Annotated in this window: 19 protein-coding genes; 11 read left to right on the top strand and 8 right to left on the bottom strand. The window is 60.5% G+C overall.

Annotated elements, in window-relative coordinates; genetic code table 11:
- Positions 1 to 29: 29 nt before the first annotated feature.
- Both carB and ACVBAU_RS14230 read right to left on the bottom strand, forming a co-directional pair.
- The gene (carB, locus tag ACVBAU_RS14235; RefSeq protein ID WP_448326836.1) at positions 30 to 3389 is read right to left on the bottom strand and encodes a carbamoyl-phosphate synthase large subunit; all 3360 of its coding nucleotides are present in this window, start codon (positions 3387 to 3389) and stop codon (positions 30 to 32) included.
- 148 nt (positions 3390 to 3537) lie between these two features.
- The gene (locus tag ACVBAU_RS14230; RefSeq protein ID WP_448329007.1) at positions 3538 to 4302 is read right to left on the bottom strand and encodes an alpha/beta fold hydrolase; all 765 of its coding nucleotides are present in this window, start codon (positions 4300 to 4302) and stop codon (positions 3538 to 3540) included.
- Positions 4303 to 4357: 55 nt separating this feature from the next.
- On the opposite strand from ACVBAU_RS14230, the gene ACVBAU_RS14225 reads away from it, so the two are divergent.
- The gene (locus ACVBAU_RS14225; protein WP_448326835.1) at positions 4358 to 4732 is read left to right on the top strand and encodes a hypothetical protein; all 375 of its coding nucleotides are present in this window, start codon (positions 4358 to 4360) and stop codon (positions 4730 to 4732) included.
- A gap of 149 nt (positions 4733 to 4881) precedes the next feature.
- Here ACVBAU_RS14225 and glyA read toward each other — a convergent pair whose 3' ends face one another.
- Positions 4882 to 6159: a serine hydroxymethyltransferase gene (gene glyA, locus ACVBAU_RS14220; protein ID WP_093733512.1), complete on the bottom strand. Its 1278-nt coding sequence runs from the start codon at positions 6157 to 6159 to the stop codon at positions 4882 to 4884.
- 171 nt (positions 6160 to 6330) lie between these two features.
- On the opposite strand from glyA, the gene ACVBAU_RS14215 reads away from it, so the two are divergent.
- Both ACVBAU_RS14215 and ACVBAU_RS14210 read left to right on the top strand, forming a co-directional pair.
- On the top strand, positions 6331 to 7086 hold the full coding sequence (locus ACVBAU_RS14215; protein ID WP_138922751.1) for an NAD kinase: 756 nt from the start codon (positions 6331 to 6333) through the stop codon (positions 7084 to 7086).
- Positions 7087 to 7197: 111 nt separating this feature from the next.
- A complete protein-coding gene (locus tag ACVBAU_RS14210; protein ID WP_093733514.1) occupies positions 7198 to 7395 on the top strand; it encodes a CsbD family protein in 198 nt (65 codons plus the stop codon).
- A gap of 71 nt (positions 7396 to 7466) precedes the next feature.
- Here ACVBAU_RS14210 and ACVBAU_RS14205 read toward each other — a convergent pair whose 3' ends face one another.
- Positions 7467 to 9362, bottom strand: a complete 1896-nt coding sequence (locus tag ACVBAU_RS14205) for a propionyl-CoA synthetase (protein ID WP_448326834.1) — start codon at positions 9360 to 9362, stop codon at positions 7467 to 7469.
- 307 nt (positions 9363 to 9669) lie between these two features.
- Here ACVBAU_RS14205 and ACVBAU_RS14200 point away from each other — a divergent pair, with 307 nt between their 5' ends.
- On the top strand, positions 9670 to 9798 hold the full coding sequence (locus tag ACVBAU_RS14200; protein ID WP_093733516.1) for a malic enzyme: 129 nt from the start codon (positions 9670 to 9672) through the stop codon (positions 9796 to 9798).
- A gap of 60 nt (positions 9799 to 9858) precedes the next feature.
- Here ACVBAU_RS14200 and ACVBAU_RS14195 read toward each other — a convergent pair whose 3' ends face one another.
- Entirely contained in the window at positions 9859 to 12132 is a 2274-nt protein-coding gene (locus ACVBAU_RS14195) for an NADP-dependent malic enzyme (protein WP_138922753.1), read from the bottom strand.
- Between the two features lie 254 nt (positions 12133 to 12386).
- Between ACVBAU_RS14195 and ACVBAU_RS14190 the strand changes: the two genes are divergently transcribed.
- The 5 genes from ACVBAU_RS14190 to ACVBAU_RS14170 all read left to right on the top strand — a co-directional run bounded on the left by ACVBAU_RS14190 (position 12387) and on the right by ACVBAU_RS14170 (position 17511).
- Positions 12387 to 12782, top strand: a complete 396-nt coding sequence (locus ACVBAU_RS14190; RefSeq protein WP_448326833.1) for a cytidine deaminase — start codon at positions 12387 to 12389, stop codon at positions 12780 to 12782.
- A 3-nt stretch (positions 12783 to 12785) separates the two neighbouring features.
- Positions 12786 to 14090, top strand: coding sequence for a thymidine phosphorylase (locus tag ACVBAU_RS14185; protein ID WP_448326832.1), 1305 nt, complete (start codon positions 12786 to 12788; stop codon positions 14088 to 14090).
- Positions 14090 to 15283: a phosphopentomutase gene (locus ACVBAU_RS14180; protein ID WP_448326831.1), complete on the top strand. Its 1194-nt coding sequence runs from the start codon at positions 14090 to 14092 to the stop codon at positions 15281 to 15283. The genes ACVBAU_RS14185 and ACVBAU_RS14180 overlap by 1 nt, the downstream gene beginning before the upstream one ends.
- Positions 15284 to 15463: 180 nt before the next feature.
- A complete protein-coding gene (gene upp / locus ACVBAU_RS14175) occupies positions 15464 to 16096 on the top strand; it encodes a uracil phosphoribosyltransferase (protein WP_093733593.1) in 633 nt (210 codons plus the stop codon).
- A gap of 89 nt (positions 16097 to 16185) precedes the next feature.
- Complete coding sequence (locus tag ACVBAU_RS14170) at positions 16186 to 17511, top strand: SPOR domain-containing protein (protein WP_448326830.1); 1326 nt, start codon at positions 16186 to 16188, stop codon at positions 17509 to 17511.
- 85 nt (positions 17512 to 17596) lie between these two features.
- Here ACVBAU_RS14170 and ACVBAU_RS14165 read toward each other — a convergent pair whose 3' ends face one another.
- Positions 17597 to 18610 carry a hypothetical protein gene (locus ACVBAU_RS14165; protein WP_335744365.1) on the bottom strand — a complete coding sequence of 338 codons (1014 nt, stop codon included), beginning with the start codon at positions 18608 to 18610 and terminating at the stop codon, positions 17597 to 17599.
- A gap of 106 nt (positions 18611 to 18716) precedes the next feature.
- Between ACVBAU_RS14165 and ACVBAU_RS14160 the strand changes: the two genes are divergently transcribed.
- A complete protein-coding gene (locus ACVBAU_RS14160) occupies positions 18717 to 19241 on the top strand; it encodes an N-acetyltransferase family protein (RefSeq protein WP_448326829.1) in 525 nt (174 codons plus the stop codon).
- Between the two features lie 6 nt (positions 19242 to 19247).
- Here ACVBAU_RS14160 and ACVBAU_RS14155 read toward each other — a convergent pair whose 3' ends face one another.
- Positions 19248 to 20867, bottom strand: coding sequence for an AMP-binding protein (locus ACVBAU_RS14155; RefSeq protein ID WP_448326828.1), 1620 nt, complete (start codon positions 20865 to 20867; stop codon positions 19248 to 19250).
- 140 nt (positions 20868 to 21007) lie between these two features.
- On the opposite strand from ACVBAU_RS14155, the gene ACVBAU_RS14150 reads away from it, so the two are divergent.
- Positions 21008 to 21658: a sulfotransferase family 2 domain-containing protein gene (locus ACVBAU_RS14150; protein WP_448326827.1), complete on the top strand. Its 651-nt coding sequence runs from the start codon at positions 21008 to 21010 to the stop codon at positions 21656 to 21658.
- A gap of 86 nt (positions 21659 to 21744) precedes the next feature.
- Here ACVBAU_RS14150 and ACVBAU_RS14145 read toward each other — a convergent pair whose 3' ends face one another.
- On the bottom strand, positions 21745 to 23946 hold the full coding sequence (locus ACVBAU_RS14145) for a 3-hydroxyacyl-CoA dehydrogenase NAD-binding domain-containing protein (RefSeq protein WP_448326826.1): 2202 nt from the start codon (positions 23944 to 23946) through the stop codon (positions 21745 to 21747).
- Between the last annotated feature and the right edge of the window lie 14 nt (positions 23947 to 23960).

Below are 23960 nucleotides of genomic sequence, written 5' to 3'. Positions count from 1 at the left end.
TCCGGCGCGGCGCAGGTCCAGGAGGGCGTTTACCCCTGAAGCGATTTAACGCCGATTTCGTCTTCGGCTTGCGCCTTGATGGCCAACGCAGCGGCATAGGCACCGGCAGCCGTGGTGAAATACGGGATCTTGTCATACAGCGCGATAGAGCGGATGGATTTGCTATCCTCAACCGCTTGCGTGCCTTCGGTGGTGTTCAGCACCAGATGGATCGCGTCGTCCTTCATCATATCGGTGATGTTCGGACGGCCCTCATAGACCTTGTTCACGATCTCGCAGGCGATGTTATGCTCTGTAAGCCAAGCTGCAGTGCCGCGGGTGGCGCGCAGTGTGAACCCTTGGTCCAGCAAGATGCGGGCGGCGGTCAGCATCTCTTCTGACTTGTCCATATCCTTGACCGAGAAGAACACACAGCCCGACCGCGGCAGCGGGTTGCCGGCACCCATCTGGGCCTTCAGGAAGGCACGCGGGAAGTCGCGGTCCCAGCCCATGACTTCGCCAGTGGACCGCATTTCTGGCCCTAGCAGCGTGTCGACACCGGGGAAACGTGCAAAGGGAAGCACCGCTTCTTTGACCGAGAACCAAGGCATGTTCGGATCGGCCAGCGTCATCGGATCGCCCAAGGGCAGTACGTCGTCATAAGCGGCATCATCACGGTAGGGCGCACGCAATGGGAAGGCCGACAGCTTTTCACCAGCCATGATCCGCGCCGCGATTGACGCAATCGCGCTGTCCGTCGCCTTGGCAACAAACGGGACGGTGCGCGAGGCACGCGGGTTGACTTCGATCAGGTAGATTTCGCCATCCTTAACCGCAAACTGGATGTTCATCAGGCCGACAACGTTCAGCGCCAGCGCCAACGCCTTGGTCTGTTTTTCGACCTCTGCGATGATGTCGCGGCTCAGTGAATAGGGCGGCAGCGAACAGGCGCTATCGCCCGAGTGCACCCCGGCCTCTTCGATGTGCTGCATGATGCCCGCGACATGGACGTCTGTGCCGTCTGACAGCGCATCTACGTCAAGTTCGACCGCACCGGACAGGTAGTGGTCCAGCAACACGGGGCTTTTGCCTGATACGACAACGGCTTCGCGGATATACCGTTCAAGGCTGGCCTGATCGCGGACGATTTCCATTGCGCGGCCACCCAGAACATACGACGGGCGGATCACCAGCGGGAAGCCGATGTCGGCTGCAATCTCAAGCGCTTGGGCGTCCGAGTGGGCGATCCCGTTATGCGGCTGTTTCAGGCCTAACGATTGTACCAGCTGCTGGAAGCGCTCGCGGTCTTCGGCAAGGTCGATCATGTCGGGCGTGGTGCCAAGGATCGGGATGCCGGCCTCTTGCAGCGCTTGCGCGATTTTCAGCGGCGTCTGGCCACCAAACTGGACGATGACGCCGTGTAGCGTGCCGTTTTCCTGTTCGACCCGCAGAATTTCCATCACATGTTCAAAGGTGACGGGTTCGAAATACAGCCGGTCCGACGTGTCATAGTCGGTCGACACGGTTTCAGGGTTACAGTTGACCATGATGGTTTCATAGCCCGCGTCGGTCAGCGCATAGCAGGCGTGACAGCAGCAATAGTCAAACTCGATCCCTTGGCCGATCCGGTTCGGACCACCGCCCAGAATGACGACTTTCTTACGATCGCTAGGGCGGGCTTCGCATTCGACCTCGCCAAAGGCCGGTGCCTCGTAGGTGGAATACATATAGGGTGTTTGCGCTTCGAATTCGGCAGCGCAGGTGTCGATGCGTTTGAACACGGCCTTGACGCCAAGGTTCAGACGGGCACGGCGCACGTTGTCTTCTTCGCGACCTGTCAGCGTGCCAAGACGTGCATCGGTAAAGCCCATCATCTTGAGCTTGCGCATGCCGTATTCAGTCAGCGGCAGACCATCCTTGCGAACCTCGGCTTCGGCGTCGACGATCTCGCGGATGCGGGCAAGGAACCATGGATCGAACATGGTGACGCCGTGGATATCCACATCGGACATACCGTGACGCATCGCCTGCGCAATGGTGCGCATCCGGTCCGGAGTTTGCTTGCTGATGGCGGCAATCAGGGCGGCTTCGTTCTGCGCCGCATCGGCGGGCAGATCGCTGTCGAGCCCGGGAATGTCGACCTCGTCAAAGCCGGTCAGCCCGGATTCCATCGACGCCAGCGCCTTTTGCAGCGACTCGTGGATCGTGCGGCCAATGGCCATCGCTTCGCCCACAGATTTCATCGCCGTCGTCAGATGGGGTTCGGAACCGGGGAATTTTTCAAACGCGAACTTCGGGATTTTGGTGACGACATAGTCGATTGTCGGCTCGAATGAGGCAGGCGTCACACCGGTGATGTCGTTGTCGAGTTCATCGAGTGTAAAGCCGACAGCCAGCTTGGCTGCGATCTTGGCAATCGGGAAACCTGTCGCCTTGGAGGCCAACGCCGAGGACCGCGACACGCGGGGGTTCATTTCGATCACAACCATGCGCCCGTCAGCGGGGTTCACGGCCCATTGTACGTTCGAGCCGCCGGTCTCTACGCCGATCTCGCGCAGCACGGCGATCGAGTGGTTGCGCATGATCTGGTATTCTTTGTCGGTCAGCGTCAGGGCAGGGGCCACGGTGATCGAATCGCCTGTGTGTACACCCATCGGATCGATGTTCTCGATCGAGCAAACGATGATCGCATTGTCAGCGGTGTCGCGCACCACCTCCATTTCGAACTCTTTCCAGCCAAGCAGGCTTTCGTCGATCAGGATTTGCCCCATTGGCGACGCGTCCATGCCCGAGCGGCAGTAGAATTCGTAATCGTCGCGGTTATAGGCCACGCCACCGCCGGTGCCGCCCATGGTAAAGGCAGGTCGGATGATCGCGGGCAGGCCGACATAGTCCAGCGCGTCCAGCGCCAGCTGAACCCCTGCTGCAAGGTCCTTTTTGCCGCTCGCCGCAACCGGCGCTGTGACGATGGTTGCCTTGGGATTTTCGATGCCCAACCGGTCCATCGCCTCGCGGAAAAGTTTGCGATCTTCTGCCATTTCAATGGCTTCGCGCTTTGCGCCGATCATCTCGACGTTGAATTTTTTCAGCACACCCATCTCTTCGAGTGCAAGCGAAGTATTCAGCCCGGTCTGGCCGCCCATTGTGGGTAGCAGCGCGTCGGGGCGCTCTTTTTCGATGATCTTGGCGACGATTTCCGGGGTAATCGGTTCGATGTAGGTGGCATCTGCCAGCCCCGGATCGGTCATGATCGTCGCAGGGTTGGAGTTCACGAGGATGACACGGTAGCCTTCCTCTTTCAGGGCCTTACAGGCCTGCGCGCCGGAGTAGTCGAACTCGCACGCCTGACCGATGACAATGGGCCCCGCTCCAATGATCATGATCGACTGGATATCGGTTCTTTTTGGCATGGCTCAGGCCCCCGGATGTTTGCAAATTCTCCGCGTTATAGGCCTTGGGGACAGAGGTGCAAGGGGGCATATCGGGATAGGGGGCGTGTTTTCAGGCAACACCCGCGTAGCAGGTACGCAGCGTCACGCCGCGCACCGCCGGTTTCCCTTAACCAAGCGTCAGAAATGCCCGCAAAGAGGCCTCGAAGTCGCGCGGCTTTTCCGCATGTAGCCAGTGGCCGGCGCCCGGCAGTTTGGCAAAGCGGGCCTGCGGGAACAGCCCCTTGATGACGGGGCGATCTTCGGATTTGACATAGGCCGAGGCACCGCCGGACAAAAACAGCGTCGCCCCCTCATATTGCCCGTCCACCCCGTCGGGCCAGCCGACGATTTTGGACATATCGGCTTCAAGCACATCAAGATTGAGCTTCCACGTCTTGTTGGGCACATCCAGTGACTGGGTAAAAAAGCTTTGTAGCGCGGGCTCAACGCCAGCAGCGGCCAGTTGCTCAGCCGCGTCAGAGCGGCGGGTGAGCGTGGCCAGATCAACGCTGCGCATCGCGTCGATAAATTCCTGCTGGCTGTGGCCATAGGTGACGGGGGCGATATCGGCCACCACCAGTCGGTGCACCAGTTCGGGGTGGTTCAAGGCCAGCATCATCGCGGCCTTGCCGCCCATCGAATGCCCGCAGACATCCATCGGCGCGCCAAGGTGTTGTATTACCTCGGCCAGATCAGTCGCCATCTCGGGGTAGCTTTGGCTTTGCGCACGCGGGCTGTCCCCGTGGTTGCGCATGTCGACCGTGATCACGTGGCGCTGGTCGGACAGACGTTTGGCAATCACACCCCAGTTGCGCCCAGACCCGAACAGGCCATGCACGATCAACAGGGCGGGGGCGTCGGTAGCGGTGCCATATTCGGTATAATTCAACATGCCCAAAGATGTAGGACCATTGCGGCCAATGTGCCAGAGCGTTTAAGGTCGGCCCATGTTGGATCAAAAAGACCTAGATAACAAAGCACAGGAATTGCAGCGCGGGTTGCAGGATAAATTGGGCGTGCAGGGGCGCGATGTCTCTCATGCGCTGGCCCGTGCCGGACGCCGCTTGCCAGCGCGGGTGCAGCGCCAGGGCAAAGTCTTTGCGCAGGCGGTCTTTATGTCGCGCAACCCCAAGGTGGCACGACAGCTTGACGGTGCGACGACGCAGGTCGCCTATGCCGAGGTGATGACCCACATCGAAGGCATCGACGTGGTCGAGCGGCGCAAGGACCGGTTGCTGCACCTTACCGCCAGCGTGGCGTTCAACCTGTTGTTCGTCGCGGTCGCCTTTATCACCTTTCTATGGTGGCGCGGGTACATCTGACGCGACAGGTAGAGAAGCTGCACAATAACAAAAGCCCCGCCGCAGAAATGCAGGCGGGGCTTTTGCGTAAGGCGTTGGTGGGGCGCTGCCCCGCCCTTGCGGGCCCCCCGGGATTTTAGGCCATTTGGAAGGGCAAGGGGCGCGTTACCTTAGAGGTCGGGGTAGATCGGGAAGCGGGCGCAAAGCGCTTCGACTTCGGCTTTGACTTTTGCTTCGACGTCGGCGTTGCCGTCGGCCCCGTTGGCGGCCAGCCCGTCGACGACTTCGATGATCCAGTCGGCGATCTGGCGGAATTCATCCTCACCAAATCCGCGGGTGGTTGCAGCGGGCGAGCCAAGACGGATACCGGAGGTGACCATGGGCTTTTCAGGGTCAAACGGCACGCCGTTCTTGTTGCAGGTGATATGTGCACGACCCAGTGCCTTTTCGGTGTCGTTGCCTTTGACGCCTTTTGGACGCAGGTCGACCAGCAACAGGTGCGTGTCAGTGCCGTGGGTGATCGTGTCGAGCCCGCCTTTGATCAGCTGGTCGCTGAGAGCCTGGGCGTTTTTGACGACCTGCTGGATGTAGGTCTTGAACTCGGGCTTCAGCGCTTCGCCAAAGGCCACGGCTTTGGCAGCGATGACATGCATCAGCGGGCCACCCTGAATGCCGGGGAAGATGGCCGAGTTGAACTTTTTGGCCAGCGCTTCGTCGTTGGTCAGGATCATGCCGCCGCGCGGGCCGCGCAGGGTTTTGTGTGTTGTGGTTGTGGCCACATGTGCATGGGGGAAGGGCGAGGGGTGTTCGCCCGCTGCAACCAGACCGGCAAAATGCGCCATGTCTACGTGCAGGTAGGCACCGACCATATCGGCGATTTCGCGCATGCGTTTGAAATCGATCTGGCGCGGGATGGCAGAGCCCCCTGCGATGATCATTTTTGGCTGGTGCTCTTTTGCGAGCGCTTCGACCTGATCATAGTCGAGCAGATTGTCTTCCTTGCGCACGCCGTACTGGATGGCGTTGAACCATTTGCCGGATTGGTTTGGCTTGGCCCCGTGGGTCAGGTGGCCGCCAGCGTCCAGGCTCATGCCCAGAATTGTGTCGCCGGGTTGCAGCAGCGCGGTGAACACGCCCTGGTTTGCCTGCGAGCCAGAGTTCGGCTGCACGTTGGCGAAGTCGCAGTTGAACAGTTTGCAGGCGCGTTCAATCGCCAAATTTTCTGCGACGTCGACAAATTCACACCCGCCATAATAGCGACGGCCCGGGTACCCTTCGGCGTATTTGTTGGTCATCACCGACCCTTGCGCCGCCATAACAGCCGCAGAGACGATGTTCTCGGAGGCGATCAGTTCGATCTCGTTACGCTGGCGGCCCAGCTCGTCTGTGATGGACCCAAAGATTTCGGGATCGGCTTCGGACAGGGGGGTGGTGAAAAAACCGGTCATGGGCATGGTTCCTTTGACTGCAGATACGGGTTGCAGGTGGTCTAGCTTAATCCGCTACGGGGGTGAAGGTCGTATTACGCCGGTCGCACCGTCATATGCGGCAAAGCTGGTAGGTCAGCGCAATATGTGGTTCTTTTGAATGTGAATATCCCTCATTGGAAACATCCGCCCATGAAGATCGCTTTTATCGCCAGCCGCTCTGATGTTGCCCAGGCTGCGCTGACCGCGCTAGGCACCCGATATGGCAATGCCACGCGCGAAGAGGCCGAGGTGATCGTGGCCCTTGGGGGCGACGGGTTCATGCTGCAGGCACTGCACGACTCGCAAGAATTGTCGACGCCGGTCTATGGGATGAACCGAGGCACCATCGGGTTCTTGATGAACACCTATGCCGAAGAAGATCTGGTTGAGCGGCTGCGTGCCGCCGAGGAAGCGGTGATTAACCCGTTGGTGATGGTCGCGACCCATGCGAATGGTGCCACGTCCAAAGCGCTGGCCCTGAACGAGGTCGCCCTGCTGCGCGAGGGTCCGCAGGCGGCCAAGCTACGGATCAGCGTCGATGGGCGCGTTCGAATGGAAGAACTGGTCTGCGACGGCGCGCTTGTGGCGACGCCCGCCGGGTCGACCGCCTATAACTATTCCGCACACGGCCCGATCCTCCCAATTGGTGCTGACGTGTTGGCCCTGACGGCGATGGCGGCGTTTCGGCCACGCCGCTGGCGCGGGGCTTTACTGCCGAAAACCGTGACCGTGCGCTTTGATGTGCTGGAACCCGCCAAGCGCCCGGTGATGGCTGATGCGGACGGTAATTCGTACCGGGATGTCGTGGTCGTCGAAATTGCGTCAGACCCGCTGATTGAACACCGTATTCTGTTCGATCCGGGTCATGGGTTGGAAGAACGGCTGATCAGTGAACAGTTCAACTAATCCGCGCGACAGGCGGAACCGCATTGGCTTTTGCGCGTTGATATTCCGAGACGCATGAGGGGCCGATATGGTGCTTTCATCGTTTGGAATTATAGCAAAAGGAGACCTGACATGAATTGGGATACAATCAAAGGTAACTGGAGCCAGATGACCGGTAAGGTTAAAGAAGAATGGGGCGATCTGACCGACGATGACCTGACAGAGGCCGCCGGTGAGCGCGACCAGCTTGTCGGCAAGATCCAAGCCCGCTACGGCGTGGCCAAGGACGAGGCTGAGCGTCAAGTCGACGGTTTCGTCGCCAAGCATTAACCTGCCCAGTGATTGAATAAAGAAGGCGGCTCAGTGAGCCGCCTTCTTTACGTTTGGGGACACTGCGGCGCTTAGGCGTCCTTTGCGTATCCGATGGTTTGCAGCGCTGCCTTGATCTCGTCCAGAATGGCGGGATCATCGATCGTGGCAGGCAGCTTGAAAGGCTCCGAATCTGCGAGTTTGACCATCGTGGCCCGCAGGATCTTGCCCGAACGGGTTTTAGGGAGGCGGTCCACCACCAACGTCATTTTATAGGCCGCAACAGGCCCGATCTGGTCGCGTACCAGCTTTACGCATTCGGCTTCAATCTCTGCATGAGGGCGGTTGACGCCTTTGGACAGGCAGACAAACCCCATCGGGGCCTGTCCCTTCAGCTGATCGCTGACGCCGATCACGGCACATTCGGCAACATCAGGGTGGCTTGCTAGAACTTCCTCCATCGCGCCGGTCGATAGGCGGTGGCCCGCGACGTTAATCACGTCATCGGTGCGCGACATGATGTAAAGATATCCGTCCTCATCGATTTTCCCCGCATCGCCTGTTTCGTAATACCCCGGATACGTGGTGAGGTAACTTTTGCGAAACCGGTCCTCGGCATTCCACAGGGTCGGCAGCGTGCCGGGGGGCAGGGGCAGCTTGATCGCGATAGACCCGAGCGTGCCTGCAGGTTGTTGTTCGCCTGTTTCGTTCAGGATTTGCACGTCATAGCCGGGCATCGGCACGGTGGGCGATCCGACCTTGACCGGCAGCGCCTCGAGCCCCGCTGGGTTGCCGACGATGGTGTAGCCGGTTTCAGTCTGCCACCAATGGTCATAGACAGGTTTGCCCAGCTTTTCTTGCGCCCAGATCACCGTATCGGGGTCAGCCCGTTCCCCTGCTAGATAAAGCGCACGCAGGCACGAAATGTCGTATTTCCCGATCTCTTCGCCCTTGGGGTCTTCGCGTTTGACGGCGCGGATCGCGGTGGGGGCGGTAAAGAAGCTGCGCACATTGTGTTCAGAGATAACGCGCCAGAAGGTGCCCGCATCAGGCGTGCCCACGGGCTTGCCTTCGAACACGACGGTCGTGTTGCCATGCACCAGCGGGCCATAGCAGATATAGCTGTGGCCCACGACCCAGCCCACATCGGACGCGGCCCAGAACACGTCGCCGGGATCGACATTATAGATGTTCTTCATCGTCCAGTTCAGTGCAACCAGATGGCCTGCGGTCTGGCGGACGACCCCCTTGGGTGCGCCAGTCGTGCCGGAGGTATAAAGAATATAAGCAGGGTGGTTGCCCTCGACGGCAATGCAGGGGGCAGGGGGCGTGCCTTCTTGCGCGTCGTGCCAATCCAGGTCGCGCCCCGGTATCAGATCGCAGGGGGCTTGTTCGCGCTGCAGGATCAGGCAGAAATCGGGTTTATGGTCGGCCTGTTCGATGGCCCCGTCCAGCAGCGGCTTGTAGGCCACCACGCGCGAAGGTTCCAACCCGCAGGACGCGGCGATGATGGCTTTGGGGGTGCAGTCGTTGATCCGCACGGCCAGCTCGTTCGCCGCAAAGCCGCCGAACACGACCGAGTGTACTGCCCCGATGCGCGCACAGGCCAGCATGGCCTCAAGCGCTTCGGGGACCATTGGCATATAGATGATCACGCGGTCGCCTTTGCCCACGCCATTCGCTTGTAGCACACCGGCGACGGCTGCGACGCGAGTTTGCAGGTCGGCAAAAGTAATCTTGGTCTGGGTGCCGGTGATCGGGCTGTCGTGGATAATCGCCACCTGATCGGCGCGGCCGTTTTCGACGTGCCGGTCCACGGCGTTGTAACACGCATTTACCTTGGCATCCGCGAACCATTCGTACAGATCATTGCCTTTGTCGAACAGCGCCTGACGCGGAGCGTCCTCCCAGTCGATGGCTTTGGATTGCTCTAGCCAGTAGGCTTCAGGATCGTCCTGACAGCTTTTGTAAATGTCGTGATACCCCATAAGCGGCTCCCTCCCGTGAACGCGTATCATATTTGGTAGGCCAGAGCCGCGGGCAAGAGCAAGGGCTTGCGCCTAAAACACGTGCCATCCAGCAATAAATTTTACACAGGCCCCTGCGCTGTCTGTGTGGAAATTGACAAGCGCGTTCTGGCCGATGCACAGCATTCCGCCAACGACTGGATGCAGAATGTCGAATTCAGACCATTGCGTCGAATTTGGATCAGACCGGGGGCGGTAAGGGGCGCAGCGTCGGGTTCAGGGGCCGCATGTCGCTGCCCCTTGCGTCTTTGAACAAAGGTCCAAGACAATGGGTGATAAGCTCGCCAACAAGAAGAAAAAGTCCAAAGCCGACGCGCGGCCTGCCAAGCCGACGCCAAGCAACGTGTCCGATATCAAGGCACCGTTTGCCGCAAAAGGCATCAAGCCCGCCAAGTAATCCCGCGCCGGTTCCGGTCGAACGCCGCCCCCGCGTGAGGGCGGCGTTTTCACATGGGGCTTAGCCGTATTCGGCGACGGGCGTGCCCGCGATAGCCCCGACGTTCAGCAGCCCGCGTGCGGTAATGGATGGCGACACGATGTGGGCGCGGTTGCCCATCCCCATCAGGATCGGTCCGACCTCAAGCCCGCCCCCCTTCATTTTCAGGATGTTGCGCACGCCCGATGCGGCATCTGCATGGGCAAAGACCAGCACGTTGGCGGCTCCTTCCATCCGGTTCGAGGGCAGCAGGCGTTTGCGCAGCTCGGGATCAAGCGCGGCGTCGATGTTCATCTCGCCTTCATAGCAAAAGTCGTGGTTGCCGGCGTCCAGCAACCGCAGGGCGGCACGCAAGCGTTTGCCCGACCCTTCCCCCTGATTGCCGAACTGGCTTTGCGAACACAGCGCGATCTTGGGTTCGATGCCAAAGCGCTGCACGTGGCGCGCGGCCCCTATGGCGATTTCGGCGATCTGTTCGGGGGTGGGGTGCAGATGAACCTGCGTGTCCGCGATGAACAAAGGCCCGTCCTCAAGGATCATCAGCGACAGGGCCCCGTGGGGGCGACGCCCGTCGCGGCCCAAAACCTGTTCGATATAGTTCATGTGCCAGCGGAATTCCCCGAAGGTACCGCAAATCAGGCTGTCGGCCTCTTCGCGGTGGACCATGACGGCACCGATGGCAGTGGTGTTGGTGCGCATGATCGCGCGGGCGATGTCGGGCGACACGCCACGGCGCGCCATCAGGTTGTGATAGGTCTCCCAATAGTCGCGGTAGCGCGGGTCATTTTCGGGGTTCACCAGATCCACAGTCTCGCCCAGTTTGATGGTGAGGCCCGCCTTTTCGATGCGGCGTTCGATGACATCCGGGCGGCCGATGAGGATGGGCCGCTCGTTGGTTTCCTCGACCATCGCCTGCGCGGCGCGCAATACGCGTTCGTCTTCGCCCTCGGCAAAGACGATCCGGCGGGGCGCAATACGGGCGGCTTCGAAAACGGGGCGCATCAACATGGAGGACTTGAAAACCGAACTGTCCAGTTTGTGACGGTAGGCGGCTAGATCCTCGATCGGGCGGGTGGCGACGCCTGTCTCCATCGCGGCCTTCGCCACGGCGGTCGAGACGACGCCGATCAAGCGTGGATCAAAGGGTTTGGGGATCAGGTAATCGGGGCCGAATGTCAGCTGCTCGCCCTGATAGGCCGCTGCCGCCTCGGCCGACGTGGTGGCGCGGGCGAGGGCTGCAATGCCGTCGATACAAGCGATCTTCATCTCATCGTTGATGGTCGTTGCGCCGACATCCAGTGCCCCCCGAAAGATAAAGGGGAAGCACAGCACGTTGTTGACCTGATTGGGAAAATCCGACCGGCCCGTCGCGATAATCGCGTCAGGGGCCACGGCGCGGGCAAGGTCGGGCATGATCTCGGGCGTGGGGTTGGCCAACGCAAAGATGATCGGCTGCGGCGTCATTTTCTGCACCATTTCAGGGCTCAGCACGCCGGGGCCGGACAGGCCGAGGAAAAGATCGGCATCAGGGATCACATCGGCCAGGGTGCGCAGATCTGTCTTTTGCGCATATTCCGATTTGATCGGGTTCATGTCGATCTCGCGGCCCTCGTAGACCAGCCCGTGAATATCGCACAGCCAGACGTTCTCGCGTTTGACACCGAGTTTCAGCAGCATGTTCAGGCAAGCGATGCCCGCCGCGCCACCGCCGGTCGACACGATCTTGATGTCCTCGAATTTCTTGCCTGCTACAAAAAGCGCGTTCTTCACGGCGGCACCAACGACAATTGCCGTGCCGTGCTGGTCATCGTGGAAAACCGGAATGTTCATCCGCTCGCGGCAGATGCGTTCCACGGTAAAGCAGTCGGGGGCCTTGATGTCTTCGAGGTTGATCGCGCCAAAGGTCGGTTCCAGCGCGCAGACCAGATCGGCGAGCTTTTCAGGATCGGTTTGGTCAAGTTCGATATCGAAACAGTCGATATTGGCGAACTTTTTGAACAAGACGGCTTTGCCCTCCATCACCGGCTTGGACGCAAGCGCGCCGATGTTGCCAAGCCCCAAGACTGCGGTGCCGTTGGTGACAACGCCCACCAGATTCGCGCGGGTGGTATAAAGGGCAGCCGTCGTGGGATCAGCCTTGATTTCAAGGCAGGCTTCGGCGACGCCGGGGGAATAGGCCCGCGCCAGATCACGGCCATTTGCCAGCGGTTTCGTCGCACGCACTTCGAGTTTTCCGGGCTTGGGAAAGGCGTGATAGTCAAGCGCGGCTTGGCGCAGATTTGGCGCATCGGTCATGTTTTGGCGGTCCTTTAAGAGAGTAGTTTAGCGTTAAACTAAATTTCAAGCCGCGCCAATACGACTTTTGGAAAGGGGCGCTGCACCGCGCAGGCCAGGGGTGATCGTGCAGGTGAGAGGGGGCCAGCCCCCATCGCGGCAGGCCGCGATCCCCCCGGAGTTTGTCTGGCAAAATGAAGCTGCGCATTTTTCCGCTTTTGGCATCGCAACTTTGGCGAAAGGTTTTTATAGTTTTATGAAACCTTGGGGGATTTATGATCAACGATTTGCGCCAGCACGCCAGCGCCGTGCAAGAAAATGCCTATGCGCCCTATTCCAACTTCAAGGTGGGGGCGGCGCTGCGCACGGCGTCGGGGGCGATTTTTGTCGGCTGCAACGTAGAGAACGTGGCCTACCCCGAGGGCACGTGTGCCGAAGCGGGGGCGATTGCGGCGATGATTGCGGCGGGCGAAACTGCCTTTGTAGAGGCCTATGTGATTGCCGGAAGCCCCATGCCCGTCACGCCCTGCGGCGGCTGCCGTCAGAAACTGGCAGAGTTCGGGCAGGGCGAGGCGCGCGTGACCATGGCGACCGTTTCTGGCGTTGAAGAGGTGATGACGATGGCCGAGCTGCTGCCCGGTGCCTTTGGCCGCGCCCATATGGAGCGCTAGGCCATGGATGCCCGCGCGATCCTGTCTAAACTGCGACACCGGCGGTCATTGAACCGCGAAGAGCTGGTCTGGTTCGCGATGGCCTTAGCGGATGGTCGGGTCAGTGATGCACAGGCCGGGGCGTTTGCGATGGGTGTCTGTCAGGTCGGCCTGAGCGATGTGGGGCGCGTCGCCCTGACGCTGGCCATGCGCGACAGCGGACGTGTGTTTGACTGGGACCTGAACGGGCCGGTGTTGGATAAGCATTCCACTGGCGGCGTGGGCGATTGTGTAAGCCTTGTGCTGGCACCGGCCTTGGCGGCTTGCGGGGCCTTTGTGCCGATGATCTCGGGACGCGGGCTGGGGCATACCGGCGGGACGCTCGACAAGCTCGAAGCGATCCCGGGGGTGAATACCACGTTGGACGAGGCGCAGTTTCGCGCGGTGGTGGCGAGAGCTGGCTGCGCGATTGTCAGTGCGACCGACGGTATCGCGCCTGCGGACAAACGGCTTTATGCGGTGCGCGATGTCTCTTCGACCGTGGACAGTCTGGATTTGATCACCGCGTCGATCCTGTCGAAAAAGCTCGCGGCGGGGCTGGACGGCTTGGTATTGGACGTCAAGGTCGGCAGCGGTGCCTTTATGAAGGATCTGGCGCAAGCGCAGGCGCTTGCCACAGCGTTGACCAAGACTGCGAATGCCAGTGGATGCCGTACAACGGCGGTGATTAGCGACATGAGCCAACCTTTGGTGCCGAGCCTTGGCAATGCGCTTGAGGTGGCAGAGGTGATGCGTGTGCTGACGGGGCACAGCAAGGGGCCGATCGTATCGGTCTGTGCGGCCCTTGGGGGTGTTTTGCTGGCCAATGCCGGGCTGGCCGGCGACGTGCAGGTCGGCGCAGATATGATCGTACAAGCGATCCGGTCGGGCCGCGCGGCGGAACGGTTTGGCGTGATGATCGCCGCTATGGGGGGGCCAGCGAGGTTCGTCGAAAACTGGACGCGGTTCCTGCCCGAGGCGCCAATCATCCGCGAAGTGCCCGCAGCCAAAGCCGGTTATGTGACGGCGATTGACGGCGAGGCGTTGGGCCTTGCCGTGGTCGCATTGGGCGGCGGTCGCGCGGTCGAAACGGATCAGATCAACCCCGCCGTGGGGATTTCCGACGTAGTGCGGCTTGGGGCCAAGGTATCGTCCAAAGGCCCACTGGCAGTCGTTCATGCCGCCCGCGCCGATGATGCCGAACGTGCAGCGCAGGCGGTGCGGGGCGCGATTACGATTGGCCCGAAGCCGGTCCCTATCCCTGATTTGATTGTAGAGAGGGTCGGCTGATGGCGCGTGCTTTTCTGGTTGTAATGGATTCAGTTGGCATCGGCGGTGCACCGGACGCGGATACGTTCTTTAACGGTGCGGTGCCAGATACCGGTGCGAATACCTTGGGCCATATCGCGCAGGCTTGCGCCGAGGGACGGGCCGAAGACGGACGCAGCGGCCCCTTGACAGTACCGCATCTGGCGTCGCTGGGTCTGGGCCGCGCCATTGAACTGGCCAGCGGGCTTCATATCGACAGTCTGGATTGCGTCCCCAGCGGCACATGGGGGGCAGCGACGGAAGTGTCGCGGGGCAAGGATACGCCGTCGGGGCACTGGGAGTTGGCGGGTTTGCCCGTGCCGTGGGACTGGCATTACTTTCCCGAGGTGTCGCGGTCGTTTCCGCCCGAACTGTTGGCGCAGCTTGCGGCCTTTGCGGGGACGGACGAGATTTTGGGCAACTGCCACGCCCCCGGCACCGCCATTATCGAGGAGTTTGGCGCGCAACATATCAAGACTGGTTTTCCGATCTGCTATACGTCGGCTGACAGTGTGCTGCAGATTGCCGCCCACGAGGAAAGCTTTGGCCTGCAACGGTTGCTTGAGCTGTGTGAAAAGATGGCTCCGATTGCGCATGAGATGAAAGTCGGTCGTGTGATCGCACGCCCCTTTGTCGGGGATGCACAAAGCGGGTTTACCCGCACCACCAACCGCCGCGATTTTGCAATCAAGCCGCCTGCGCCGGTGCTCAGCAACTGGGTGCAGGACAGTGGTGCGCACGTGTATGCGGTGGGCAAGATCGGTGACATCTTTTCGATGGCCGGTTTTGACGAGGTGCGTAAAGGGTCGGACGCGGCGCTGATGGGACATCTTGGCGATTTGATCGACACCGCCGAAGACGGCAGCCTGACCTTTGCGAATTTCGTCGAATTTGACAGTCTTTACGGGCACCGGCGCGATGTGTCGGGCTATGCCCGTGCGCTTGAATGGTTCGATGCCGAGATCGGTAAACTGCAAGGACGATTGCGGGCGGGCGATATGCTGGTTCTAACCGCAGATCATGGCAATGACCCGACATGGGTCGGCACCGACCACACGCGCGAGCGGGTGCCGGTACTGGTGGCGGGGCAGGGTTCGGGCACGTTGGGCCAGATCGGCTTTCGCGATGTGGCGTCGATGATTGCGGCGCATCTAGGGGTCGTTGTTCCTGATTGAGCCCCGGATGATGCGAGGGGGCGAGAGGGCGAGGGGGCCAGCCCCCACCCCGGCAACGCCACGATCCCCCCGGAGTTTTGCTTGGCAAAATGAAGCCTGCCCGGACGCGGCGGTTGCGGGGAGCCGCTTTTCGGGGCATGAGTTCAGCCAAGTAATATGGAGAGCGCCCCGATGTCCGATATCATTGACCACCTGACCGTCGTTAATCATCCACTGGTGCAGCACAAGCTGACAATCATGCGGGATAAATCGACGTCCACCGCGGCGTTCCGCCAGTTGCTGCGCGAGATCAGCCAGCTTTTGGCATACGAGGTGACGCGCGGCCTGCCGATGACGACCAAGCGGATCGACACGCCGATGCAGCCGATGGACGCGCCGACGCTGGATGGCAAGAAACTGGCGCTGATTTCGATCCTGCGCGCGGGCAACGGGTTGATGGATGGGGTGCTAGAGCTGATCCCGTCAGCGCGGGTCGGTTTTGTCGGCCTTTACCGCGACGAGGAAACGCTGCAGCCCGTCGAATACTACTTTAAGGTGCCAGAGGGGCTGGATGACCGTCTGGTCATTGCCGTGGACCCGATGCTGGCAACGGGCAATTCGTCTGTGGCGGCGATCGACATGCTGAAGAAGGCGGGCGCGACCAATATCCGGTTCCTGTGTCTGCTGGCCGCCCCCGAAGGTGTGGCGCGCATGAAAGAGGCCCATCCCGATGTGCCGATTGTGACCGCGGCTGTCGATGAGAAGCTGAACGAGCTGGGATATATCATTCCCGGGCTAGGTGACGCCGGTGACCGGATGTTCGGGACCAAATAAGGCGCAAATGGGCGATCCGGTGATCAGGGTGCTTTACTCTGAAACCGGGATCGCGCATGGTTTGTTTACTACATTGTGTGGGGGCGCAGATGAAATTTACTAGTATTGTGGCTGTAGCGGCGTTGATGAGCGCACTTGGAGCAGGAATCGCACAAGCGCAAAGCTTTCGCGACCAGCCGGCGGAATTCCCGTCGGCGTCGTATAAAGGCAAGCAATATGTCGACAGCAAAGGCTGTGTGTACATTCGGGCCGGTATCGACGGCAATGTGACCTGGGTGCCGCGCGTCTCGCGCAAGCGTCAGGGGGTGTGCGGGTTCAAACCGACCAATGTGCAGACAGCTGCCAGCGCACCTGCCGGTGCTGCTGACGCGCCGGTACAGATCACCGTGAACAGCGCGCCCGTCGCGGCCAAGCAGCCCACGGTTGCGGCACGGCCCTTGCCACAGCGCAAGGCCAAGCCGGTTGTTGTACGCCAGAAAGCACCCAAAGTCGTGCGCCAGCCGGTGCCGCGCTCTGTCGATGTGCCATCAGCCCCTATAACGCAGGCTCCGGTGGCTGTTGCGCAGGTCCCCAGCACGTGTGCAGGGCGGTCGGCGATCAGCCAGCAATATTCCGGTTCGCGGACCAAAGGGGTTGTTGTGCGTTGCGGTCCGCAATCCGCGCCAATCCTGCCATCCACAGCGCAGGCTGCTGTGACGGGAACTGCGCCGTCCCGCATTGGCACGACGCGCCGTGTGACCGCCCCTGCGAAACCCGCGCCTGCACATGCGTATACCCGCATTGTGCCAAAACACGTCGCGATCAACCGCCAGAATACCTATGCCAATGTGGCCGTGCCAAAAGGCTATCGTCCCGTGTGGGAAGACGACCGTCTGAACCCGAAACGGGCAGAGCAGAACCTGGCTGGGCGGTCCCAGATGCTGTTGATCTGGACCAACACCGTGCCGCGCCGTTTGATCAACCAGAATACCGGTCAGGATGTTACGGCGCGTCTGCCGCTGGTTTATCCTTATACATCGGTTGAACAGCAGCGCCGCGAGTTGGGCGACGTGACCTTTGCCAAGCGCAATGGCCAACTGGTCAAGCGCATTGTACGCAACAAAAACGCTGCCCCAGCTAAACGCAAGCCGGTCTATTCCAGCCGCTCTGCGCCCAAGCCGGTGGCAACTGCACCCGCGACCCCGCGTGCGTCAGGCAACAGTTATGTGCAAATCGGTGTCTATGGCGATAGTGCAAACGCACAACGCGCCGCGCAACGTATCGCTCGTATGGGGATGGGGGCGCGGATCGGTAAATCCACCCGCGGCGGTAAGACCTATCTGTCGGTGCAGGCCGGACCTTTTGGCGCGTCCTCGGCCCCTGCGGCATTGGGCAAGCTGCGCGGTGCTGGCTATGGCGATGCCTATATCCGCTGACAGTCAAATGCGATCACACAGACAAAAGGCCAGCCGGAGCGATCTGGCGGGCCTTTTTCGTTTCAACCCGAAACGCGAGTACGCGTTACCCGCCGCAGATGTTCTGCAACCGCAGCCAGTCCGCGTCGCTGAGCAGCGGGTCGGTTTCCTTGCCGTTCATCGGATCGCCCTCGATCAGGGCTAGGACCGTTTCGCCGGTGATGTCGCGCGCCTGCGCATAGGGAGTGCTGTGCAGCCGCTGCTTTTCGAACCGTGCAAGCAAGGCCTCCACCGGAGGTTCGGGGGACGGTTCGGCCATCAGGTGCTCCGCATACCGCGACAGGGCCGCGTCAGACACATCGCCGGTCGTCAGCAACCGAAAGTTTTCGCGGATACTGATGGTCGCCAGCATATGTTGCAGCGGATCTGTGATCGCGCGTTTGGCTTGCTCTGCCAGAATATAGCCGCCCGCGATATCGGGGGATTCGTAGTCTTCGAACAGGGTTTTGTTCAGCACAATCAGACCGCCTGGCAGGTGCAGGCTGGGACGGGTCATGGCCGGCAGCACAACCATCGGTTCCGACGACAGGCGCACCCCGAGTTTTGCCAGCGCAGTCCGACCCCGCGCATTGGTGCAGGTGCCACCCGACACCCGTTCGATCTTTTTCAATAACGACGTCCCGATAGAGGTGCGTTTGACCTTGGGGACGACCTTGAGGGTGTGATCTTGTAAGGCACCGGGCAGCCAGAACAGCGCCACGGCCGCCACCACCAGCGCAGAGGTCAGCACCCCGGCAAAGCGCAACCGGCCGGGACGGGGGCGGTGGCGTTCGACGACACGGCGCAATGTTTCGATGGCGTCGATCATCTCTCCCTCGTTGTCGGAGATTTCCAGCGTTTCACTGGGGTCGCCATCGGGGTGGTAAATAGCAGGACGGATGCCGGGGTTCGACCGTGCCAAAGCCGCCAAGGACCAATGGGCCAACGCCTGATCCCTAAGGTCAGAGATTACCAGCGTCGCATCGCCGATCGACACGATGACCTCGCGACGTTGCGCATCCGGGGCCGAACGCCAGAGTCCGGTTGCTTCCAACCGAGCGTATTTGGAAAGGGCTGTCATATCCTGAAGTATAGTGCCTAACTGTTTTGGATAGTTTACCACCTGACACGGGTTGAGCAATGGGTGGACTTACGACAGCATAGGAGAATTCTAAAGGAGTGTCCCCATGCAGATCAAGCCCGCACATCCAGATGATGCCGCCAGACTGGCCGAGATGTGGTATCAAGGATGGCATCAGGCTCATGCCAGCGTTGTCCCTACAGCATTGACGACCCTGCGCACACCCGAGGAATTCACGATGCGGATGCGCGTGCATCTCAAACATACCAAGGTGGCTTGGGTTGACGGGCAGATCGCGGGCTTTTTTATGGTGGATCATGACGAGATCTATCAGTTCTACATCAACGCCGCCTTTCAAGGCTCTGGTCTGGCGCAGCAGATGATGGCGGCGACAGAGGCCGAGCTGGGCCATGGGCTGAAATGGCTGGCCTGTACGGTCGGCAATACGCGCGCCGCGCAGTTTTACGAGGCCTGCGGTTGGGTGCAGGCGGGCGCAATCCCCTACGAGGTCGAAACCGGCGAAGGGCCGCTACAAATCGACGTCTGGCGGTATGAAAAACGGCTCGGGCCGGTCAATCAGGCAGAGACGATGATCGTTGCCGATCCGATCATCTCTCAAAACGTGATGTAGCATTACCTATGACTTCGCAGCCTCGGCGCGCAGTTCGAATTTTTGTACCTTGCCGGTCGAGGTTTTTGGCAGCTCCTGAAAGATAACCCGTTTGGGCGTTTTGAACCCTGCAAGGGTTTGGCGGGCAAAGGCGATCATGCTGGCTTCGTCGCTCGTTGCACCGGGTTTAAGCTCGATAAAGGCGCAGGGCACTTCGCCCCATTTATCATCCGGCTGCGCCACCACTGCAGCAAGGTTCACATCGGGGTGGCCCATCAACACGCCCTCTACCTCAATGGAGGAAATGTTTTCCCCGCCCGAAATAATGATGTCCTTGGCGCGGTCCGCAATCTGCATGTGGCCATTGGGGTGTTGCACCGCCAGATCGCCGGAATGGAAATACCCGCCCGCAAACGCCTCATACGTGGCGGCGGGGTTCTTAAAATAGCCCTTCATCACCGAATTGCCGCGGATCATGATCTCGCCTTGGGTGGTGCCGTCCAGCGGGACTTGGGACATTTGGCTGTCCATCACGGTGATATCCTCCATCATGGGCATGGCGACGCCTTGGCGGGCTTTGATCGCAGCGCGTTCGGCCCCTTGAGTGTTGTCCCACGCGGGGTCCCACAGGCATTCTGTCACATGGCCATAGGTTTCGGTCAGCCCGTAGACCTGCGTGACGTTGAACCCCAGGGCTTCGATTTTGGACAGGGTGGCGGGGGCAGGGGGTGCACCGGCGGTGAACACCTCTACCTGATGGTTGAACGTGCGGCGTTCTGCTTCGGGGGCGTTCACCATCATGTTCAGGACAATAGGCGCACCGCCGAAGTGGGTCACGCCTTCGTCTGCGATGGCGTCATAGATTGCGGCTGCGGTAATGTCGCGGCAGCAGACCAGCGTGCCGCCGAGCAGGGGCATCATCCACGTATGGTTCCAGCCGTTGCAATGAAACAGCGGCACGATCTGCATGAACACAGGCCGCATCACCATGCGCCAGCTCACCACTGTGCCCATAGTCATCAGATAGGCCCCGCGATGATGATAGACCACGCCTTTGGGCCGCCCCGTGGTGCCAGAGGTATAGTTCAGCGCAAGGCTTTCCCATTCGTCGCTTGGCATATGCCATACGAAGGCAGGGTCGCCTTGCGCGATGAAATCTTCATAGGTCGGATGACGCCCTGTCGCGGCAAAACCGGCATCGGGCACTTCGATGAGCAAGGGCGCAGGCCCGTCCAGTTCGGCACAGGCGGCTTCGGCCAGATCGATGAACTGTGTATCCGCCAGAAGCACCCGCGCTTCGCCGTGGGTCAGGATATAGCGCACGGTCGCCACATCCAGCCGCGTGTTAATGGTGTTGAGCACGGCACCGCAAGCGGGCACGCCGAAATGCGCTTCGGCCTGCGCGGGAATGTTGGGGAGCAGGGTAGCAACCACCTGGCCCGCCTCGATCCCCGCCCCCGATAGGGCAGAGGCCAGCTGAGAGCAGCGCGCGTGATACTGCGCGTAGGTCACACGGTGCGCGCCGTAGATCACCGCCGTCACATCGGCAAAGACATGCGCCGCACGCTTCAGATGCGACAGCGGTGTCAGCGGCACATAGTTCGCCGCGCATTTGTCCAACCCGTCTTCGTTTGTCATCCAGCCCATGGCGCACCTAGTCGTTCGTTTCCTGGTTCCGGTTACTATTGCGCAGCATCCCCCGTTTTGGGAAGGATGATCAAAGCAGGCTAGGGGAGAATTATGGGCCAAAGCGCAAAACGACCGACCGCGCGTAGAGGCAGGCGGCAATGATTGTCAGCCGCGGGCGCAGCTATATCTTTGTGCATATTCCAAAGACGGGGGGCACATCGCTGGCATTGGCGCTTGAGGCGCGGGCGATGAAAGATGATTTGCTGTTGGGGGATACGCCCAAAGCCAGCAAACGGCGCAAGCGTCTGCAGGGGGTCACGGCGGCGGGGCGGCTATGGAAACATTCGACGCTTGCCGATATCGAAGGCGTCGTGACCCGCGAGGAGATGTCACAGATGTTCACCTTTGCGCTGGTCAGAAACCCGTGGGACCGGATGGTCAGCTATTACCACTGGCTGCGCGAACAAGGGTTCGATCATCCGGCAGTGGGGCTGGCCAAGTCGCTGGAGTTCGGCGCGTTCGTTCAGTCACCTACCGTGCAGGGTAGTCTTGCTGCGTCCCCTTATGGGTCCTATCTGCGCGACGGTGCAGGTGTAGATCAAAGCAACCTGTTCGTCCGGATCGAGCATTTCTCGCAGGATGCGCAGCCATTGTTCGATCATCTGGGGTTCGATCTGACATTGCCCCGCGAAAACACCTCTGACCGCGCTGCGGGCTATCAGGGGTATTATACCGCAAAGACACGCGACCTGATTGCTGCGGCCTGCGCCGAGGATATCACACGTTTCGGGTATCGTTTCGACGGCTGAGATCAGGCACCCCATCGATCACCGCAACGCAAAACGGCCAGCACAAAATGCTGGCCGTTTCCATTTTATATGGTGTCGCCTGAAACTCAGGCAGCTTTGGCGTCGGGGCCGAAGCGACCATAGAAGCTCTGGTTCTTCTCTGCCATTTCACGCAGCAAGTCGGGGCATTTGAAACGTGCGCCGAATTGCGCTTCAAGCTGGTCACAGCGTTCTGCCGCATAGGGTGTGCCGATGATGTCGAGCCAGCTGAACGGGCCACCGGACCAAGGCGCAAAGCCCCAGCCAAGGATCGCGCCCACGTCGCCTTCGCGGATGTCTTCCAGCACGCCTTCTTCCAACGCGCGCACAGCTTCCAGCACTTGAACGAACATCAGACGGTCCTGCACATCGCGCAGGTCTGGCTGTTCGTCGGCTAGCGGGAACTTGTCGTGCATGCCCTTCCAATAGCCCTGACGCTTGCCCTTTTCATCATAGTCGAAAAAGCCCGCGTTTGCCTTGCGACCCAGACGGCCCAGATCTTCCATCCAAAAGATCAGGTCATCGGCTTGGGACGCAGGATAGGCATTGCCCATAGCGGCCTTGGTCGCGCGAGCAATCTTGGCCCCCAGATCGATAGAGGTTTCATCGGTCAACTGCACCGGCCCCACAGGGAAGCCCAACAGCTGTGCCGCGTGATCTACCAGCTGCGGTGCTGTACCCTCGGTGATCATCCGCGCGCCTTCGTTGGCGTAGGGGATGATGCAGCGGTTGGCATAGAAGAACCGCGCGTCATTTACCACGATGGGCGTTTTGCGGATCTGGCGCACATAATCGAGCGATTTGGCAACCGCACGGTCGCCTGTTTCGGCACCCTTGATGATCTCGACCAGTGCCATTTTCTCGACCGGCGAGAAGAAGTGGATGCCGATGAACTGTTCCGCACGCGACGACGCTTTGGCCAGCTCGGTGATCGGCAGGGTCGAGGTGTTGGAGGCAAAGATGCAATCCTCGGGGATCACGGCTTCGACGCGTTTGGTCATCTCGGCCTTGACGGTAGGGTCTTCGAATACGGCTTCGATGATCAGGTCGCAGCCTTTCAGCGCATCCAGATCGGTGGTCGCAGTGATCAGGTCCAGCGCGGCGGTTTTCTTTTCCTCGGTGGATTTCTTGCGCGCGATGCCCTTATCAAAGAAGCTCGCGGAATAGGCTTTGCCCTTGTCCGCTGCTTCTTGCGTCTGGTCGATCAACACGACCTCGATGCCGGCTTGTACGGACACAAGCGTGATGCCCGCACCCATCATGCCAGCGCCCAACACGCCCAGCTTCTTGACGCGCTGATCGGCGACACCTTCGGGCCGCACTGCGCCTTTTTCCAAGGCTTCCTTGTTCAGGAACAGCGACCGGATCATGGCAGAGGACGACGGGTTCAACAGGATATTGGTGAACCAGCGCGCCTCGATCTTGAGCGCGGTATCGAACGGCACAAGCGACCCTTCGTAGACGGCGCTCAGCAAGGCTTTGGCCGCAGGGAATGCGCCTTTGGTCTTGCCGTTGACCATCGCGTTGGCGCCGACAAAGGTCATGAAACCCGCAGGGTGATAGGGCGCGCCGCCGGGCATCTTATAGCCTTTGGCATCCCAGGGCTTCAGGATGTCCGCATCCTTGGCGTTCAGCACCCATTCCTTTGCCGCGGCCACCGGATCGGCGACGACTTCGTCAATCAAGCCGGCAGATTTCGCAGCAGCAGGAGCGACCATCTTGCCTTCCAGCAGGAAAGGTGACGCCGCCATCGCGCCCAGTTTGCGTGTCAGACGGGTTGTGCCGCCCGCGCCGGGAAAGATGCCGACCATGATCTCGGGCAGGCCGATACGGGCCTTGGGGTTGTCGGCGACAAAGATGCGGTGTGTGGCCAGCGGCAGTTCAAGCCCGATGCCAGCGGCGGTGCCGGGCAGGGCAGACGCGATAGGCTTACCGCCCTTGTTGGTCTTGGCATCCATGCCGGCGCGTTCGATCTTGCGCAGCAGGGCGTGCATTTTCATTGTGCCGTCGAACAGCCCCTGTGCGGGGTCGTCGCCCGCATCTTCGCGCATCTTGGCCAGCAGGTTCAGGTCCATCCCGCCGGCAAAGGACCCGTCTTTCCCAGAAGTGATCACGGCACCCTTAATGGCGTCGTCTGAAAGTACCGTGTCGATGATGCTGTCCAGTTCCGACAGCCCCTCGATCGACATGACGTTCATGGATTTTCCGGGTACGTCCCAGGTGATGATGGCGACGCCGTCGGCGTCTGTCTTCATGGTGAAATCGGTCATTTATATCTCTCCCT

This window comes from Sulfitobacter sp. M13 (assembly GCF_053474885.1).
The sequence above is the reverse complement of the archived record's forward strand: the minus strand, read 5'-3'. Positions and strand labels throughout refer to the sequence as shown.

Coding starts and splice junctions, on each gene's coding strand:
- carB (WP_448326836.1), bottom strand. CDS start 3,389: ATGCCAAAAAGAACCGATATCCAGTCGATCATGATCATTGGAGCGGGG.
- ACVBAU_RS14230 (WP_448329007.1), bottom strand. CDS start 4,302: ATGTTGAATTATACCGAATATGGCACCGCTACCGACGCCCCCGCCCTG.
- ACVBAU_RS14225 (WP_448326835.1), top strand. CDS start 4,358: ATGTTGGATCAAAAAGACCTAGATAACAAAGCACAGGAATTGCAGCGC.
- glyA (WP_093733512.1), bottom strand. CDS start 6,159: ATGACCGGTTTTTTCACCACCCCCCTGTCCGAAGCCGATCCCGAAATC.
- ACVBAU_RS14215 (WP_138922751.1), top strand. CDS start 6,331: ATGAAGATCGCTTTTATCGCCAGCCGCTCTGATGTTGCCCAGGCTGCG.
- ACVBAU_RS14210 (WP_093733514.1), top strand. CDS start 7,198: ATGAATTGGGATACAATCAAAGGTAACTGGAGCCAGATGACCGGTAAG.
- ACVBAU_RS14205 (WP_448326834.1), bottom strand. CDS start 9,362: ATGGGGTATCACGACATTTACAAAAGCTGTCAGGACGATCCTGAAGCC.
- ACVBAU_RS14200 (WP_093733516.1), top strand. CDS start 9,670: ATGGGTGATAAGCTCGCCAACAAGAAGAAAAAGTCCAAAGCCGACGCG.
- ACVBAU_RS14195 (WP_138922753.1), bottom strand. CDS start 12,132: ATGACCGATGCGCCAAATCTGCGCCAAGCCGCGCTTGACTATCACGCC.
- ACVBAU_RS14190 (WP_448326833.1), top strand. CDS start 12,387: ATGATCAACGATTTGCGCCAGCACGCCAGCGCCGTGCAAGAAAATGCC.
- ACVBAU_RS14185 (WP_448326832.1), top strand. CDS start 12,786: ATGGATGCCCGCGCGATCCTGTCTAAACTGCGACACCGGCGGTCATTG.
- ACVBAU_RS14180 (WP_448326831.1), top strand. CDS start 14,090: ATGGCGCGTGCTTTTCTGGTTGTAATGGATTCAGTTGGCATCGGCGGT.
- ACVBAU_RS14170 (WP_448326830.1), top strand. CDS start 16,186: ATGAAATTTACTAGTATTGTGGCTGTAGCGGCGTTGATGAGCGCACTT.
- ACVBAU_RS14165 (WP_335744365.1), bottom strand. CDS start 18,610: ATGACAGCCCTTTCCAAATACGCTCGGTTGGAAGCAACCGGACTCTGG.
- ACVBAU_RS14160 (WP_448326829.1), top strand. CDS start 18,717: ATGCAGATCAAGCCCGCACATCCAGATGATGCCGCCAGACTGGCCGAG.
- ACVBAU_RS14155 (WP_448326828.1), bottom strand. CDS start 20,867: ATGGGCTGGATGACAAACGAAGACGGGTTGGACAAATGCGCGGCGAAC.
- ACVBAU_RS14150 (WP_448326827.1), top strand. CDS start 21,008: ATGATTGTCAGCCGCGGGCGCAGCTATATCTTTGTGCATATTCCAAAG.
- ACVBAU_RS14145 (WP_448326826.1), bottom strand. CDS start 23,946: ATGACCGATTTCACCATGAAGACAGACGCCGACGGCGTCGCCATCATC.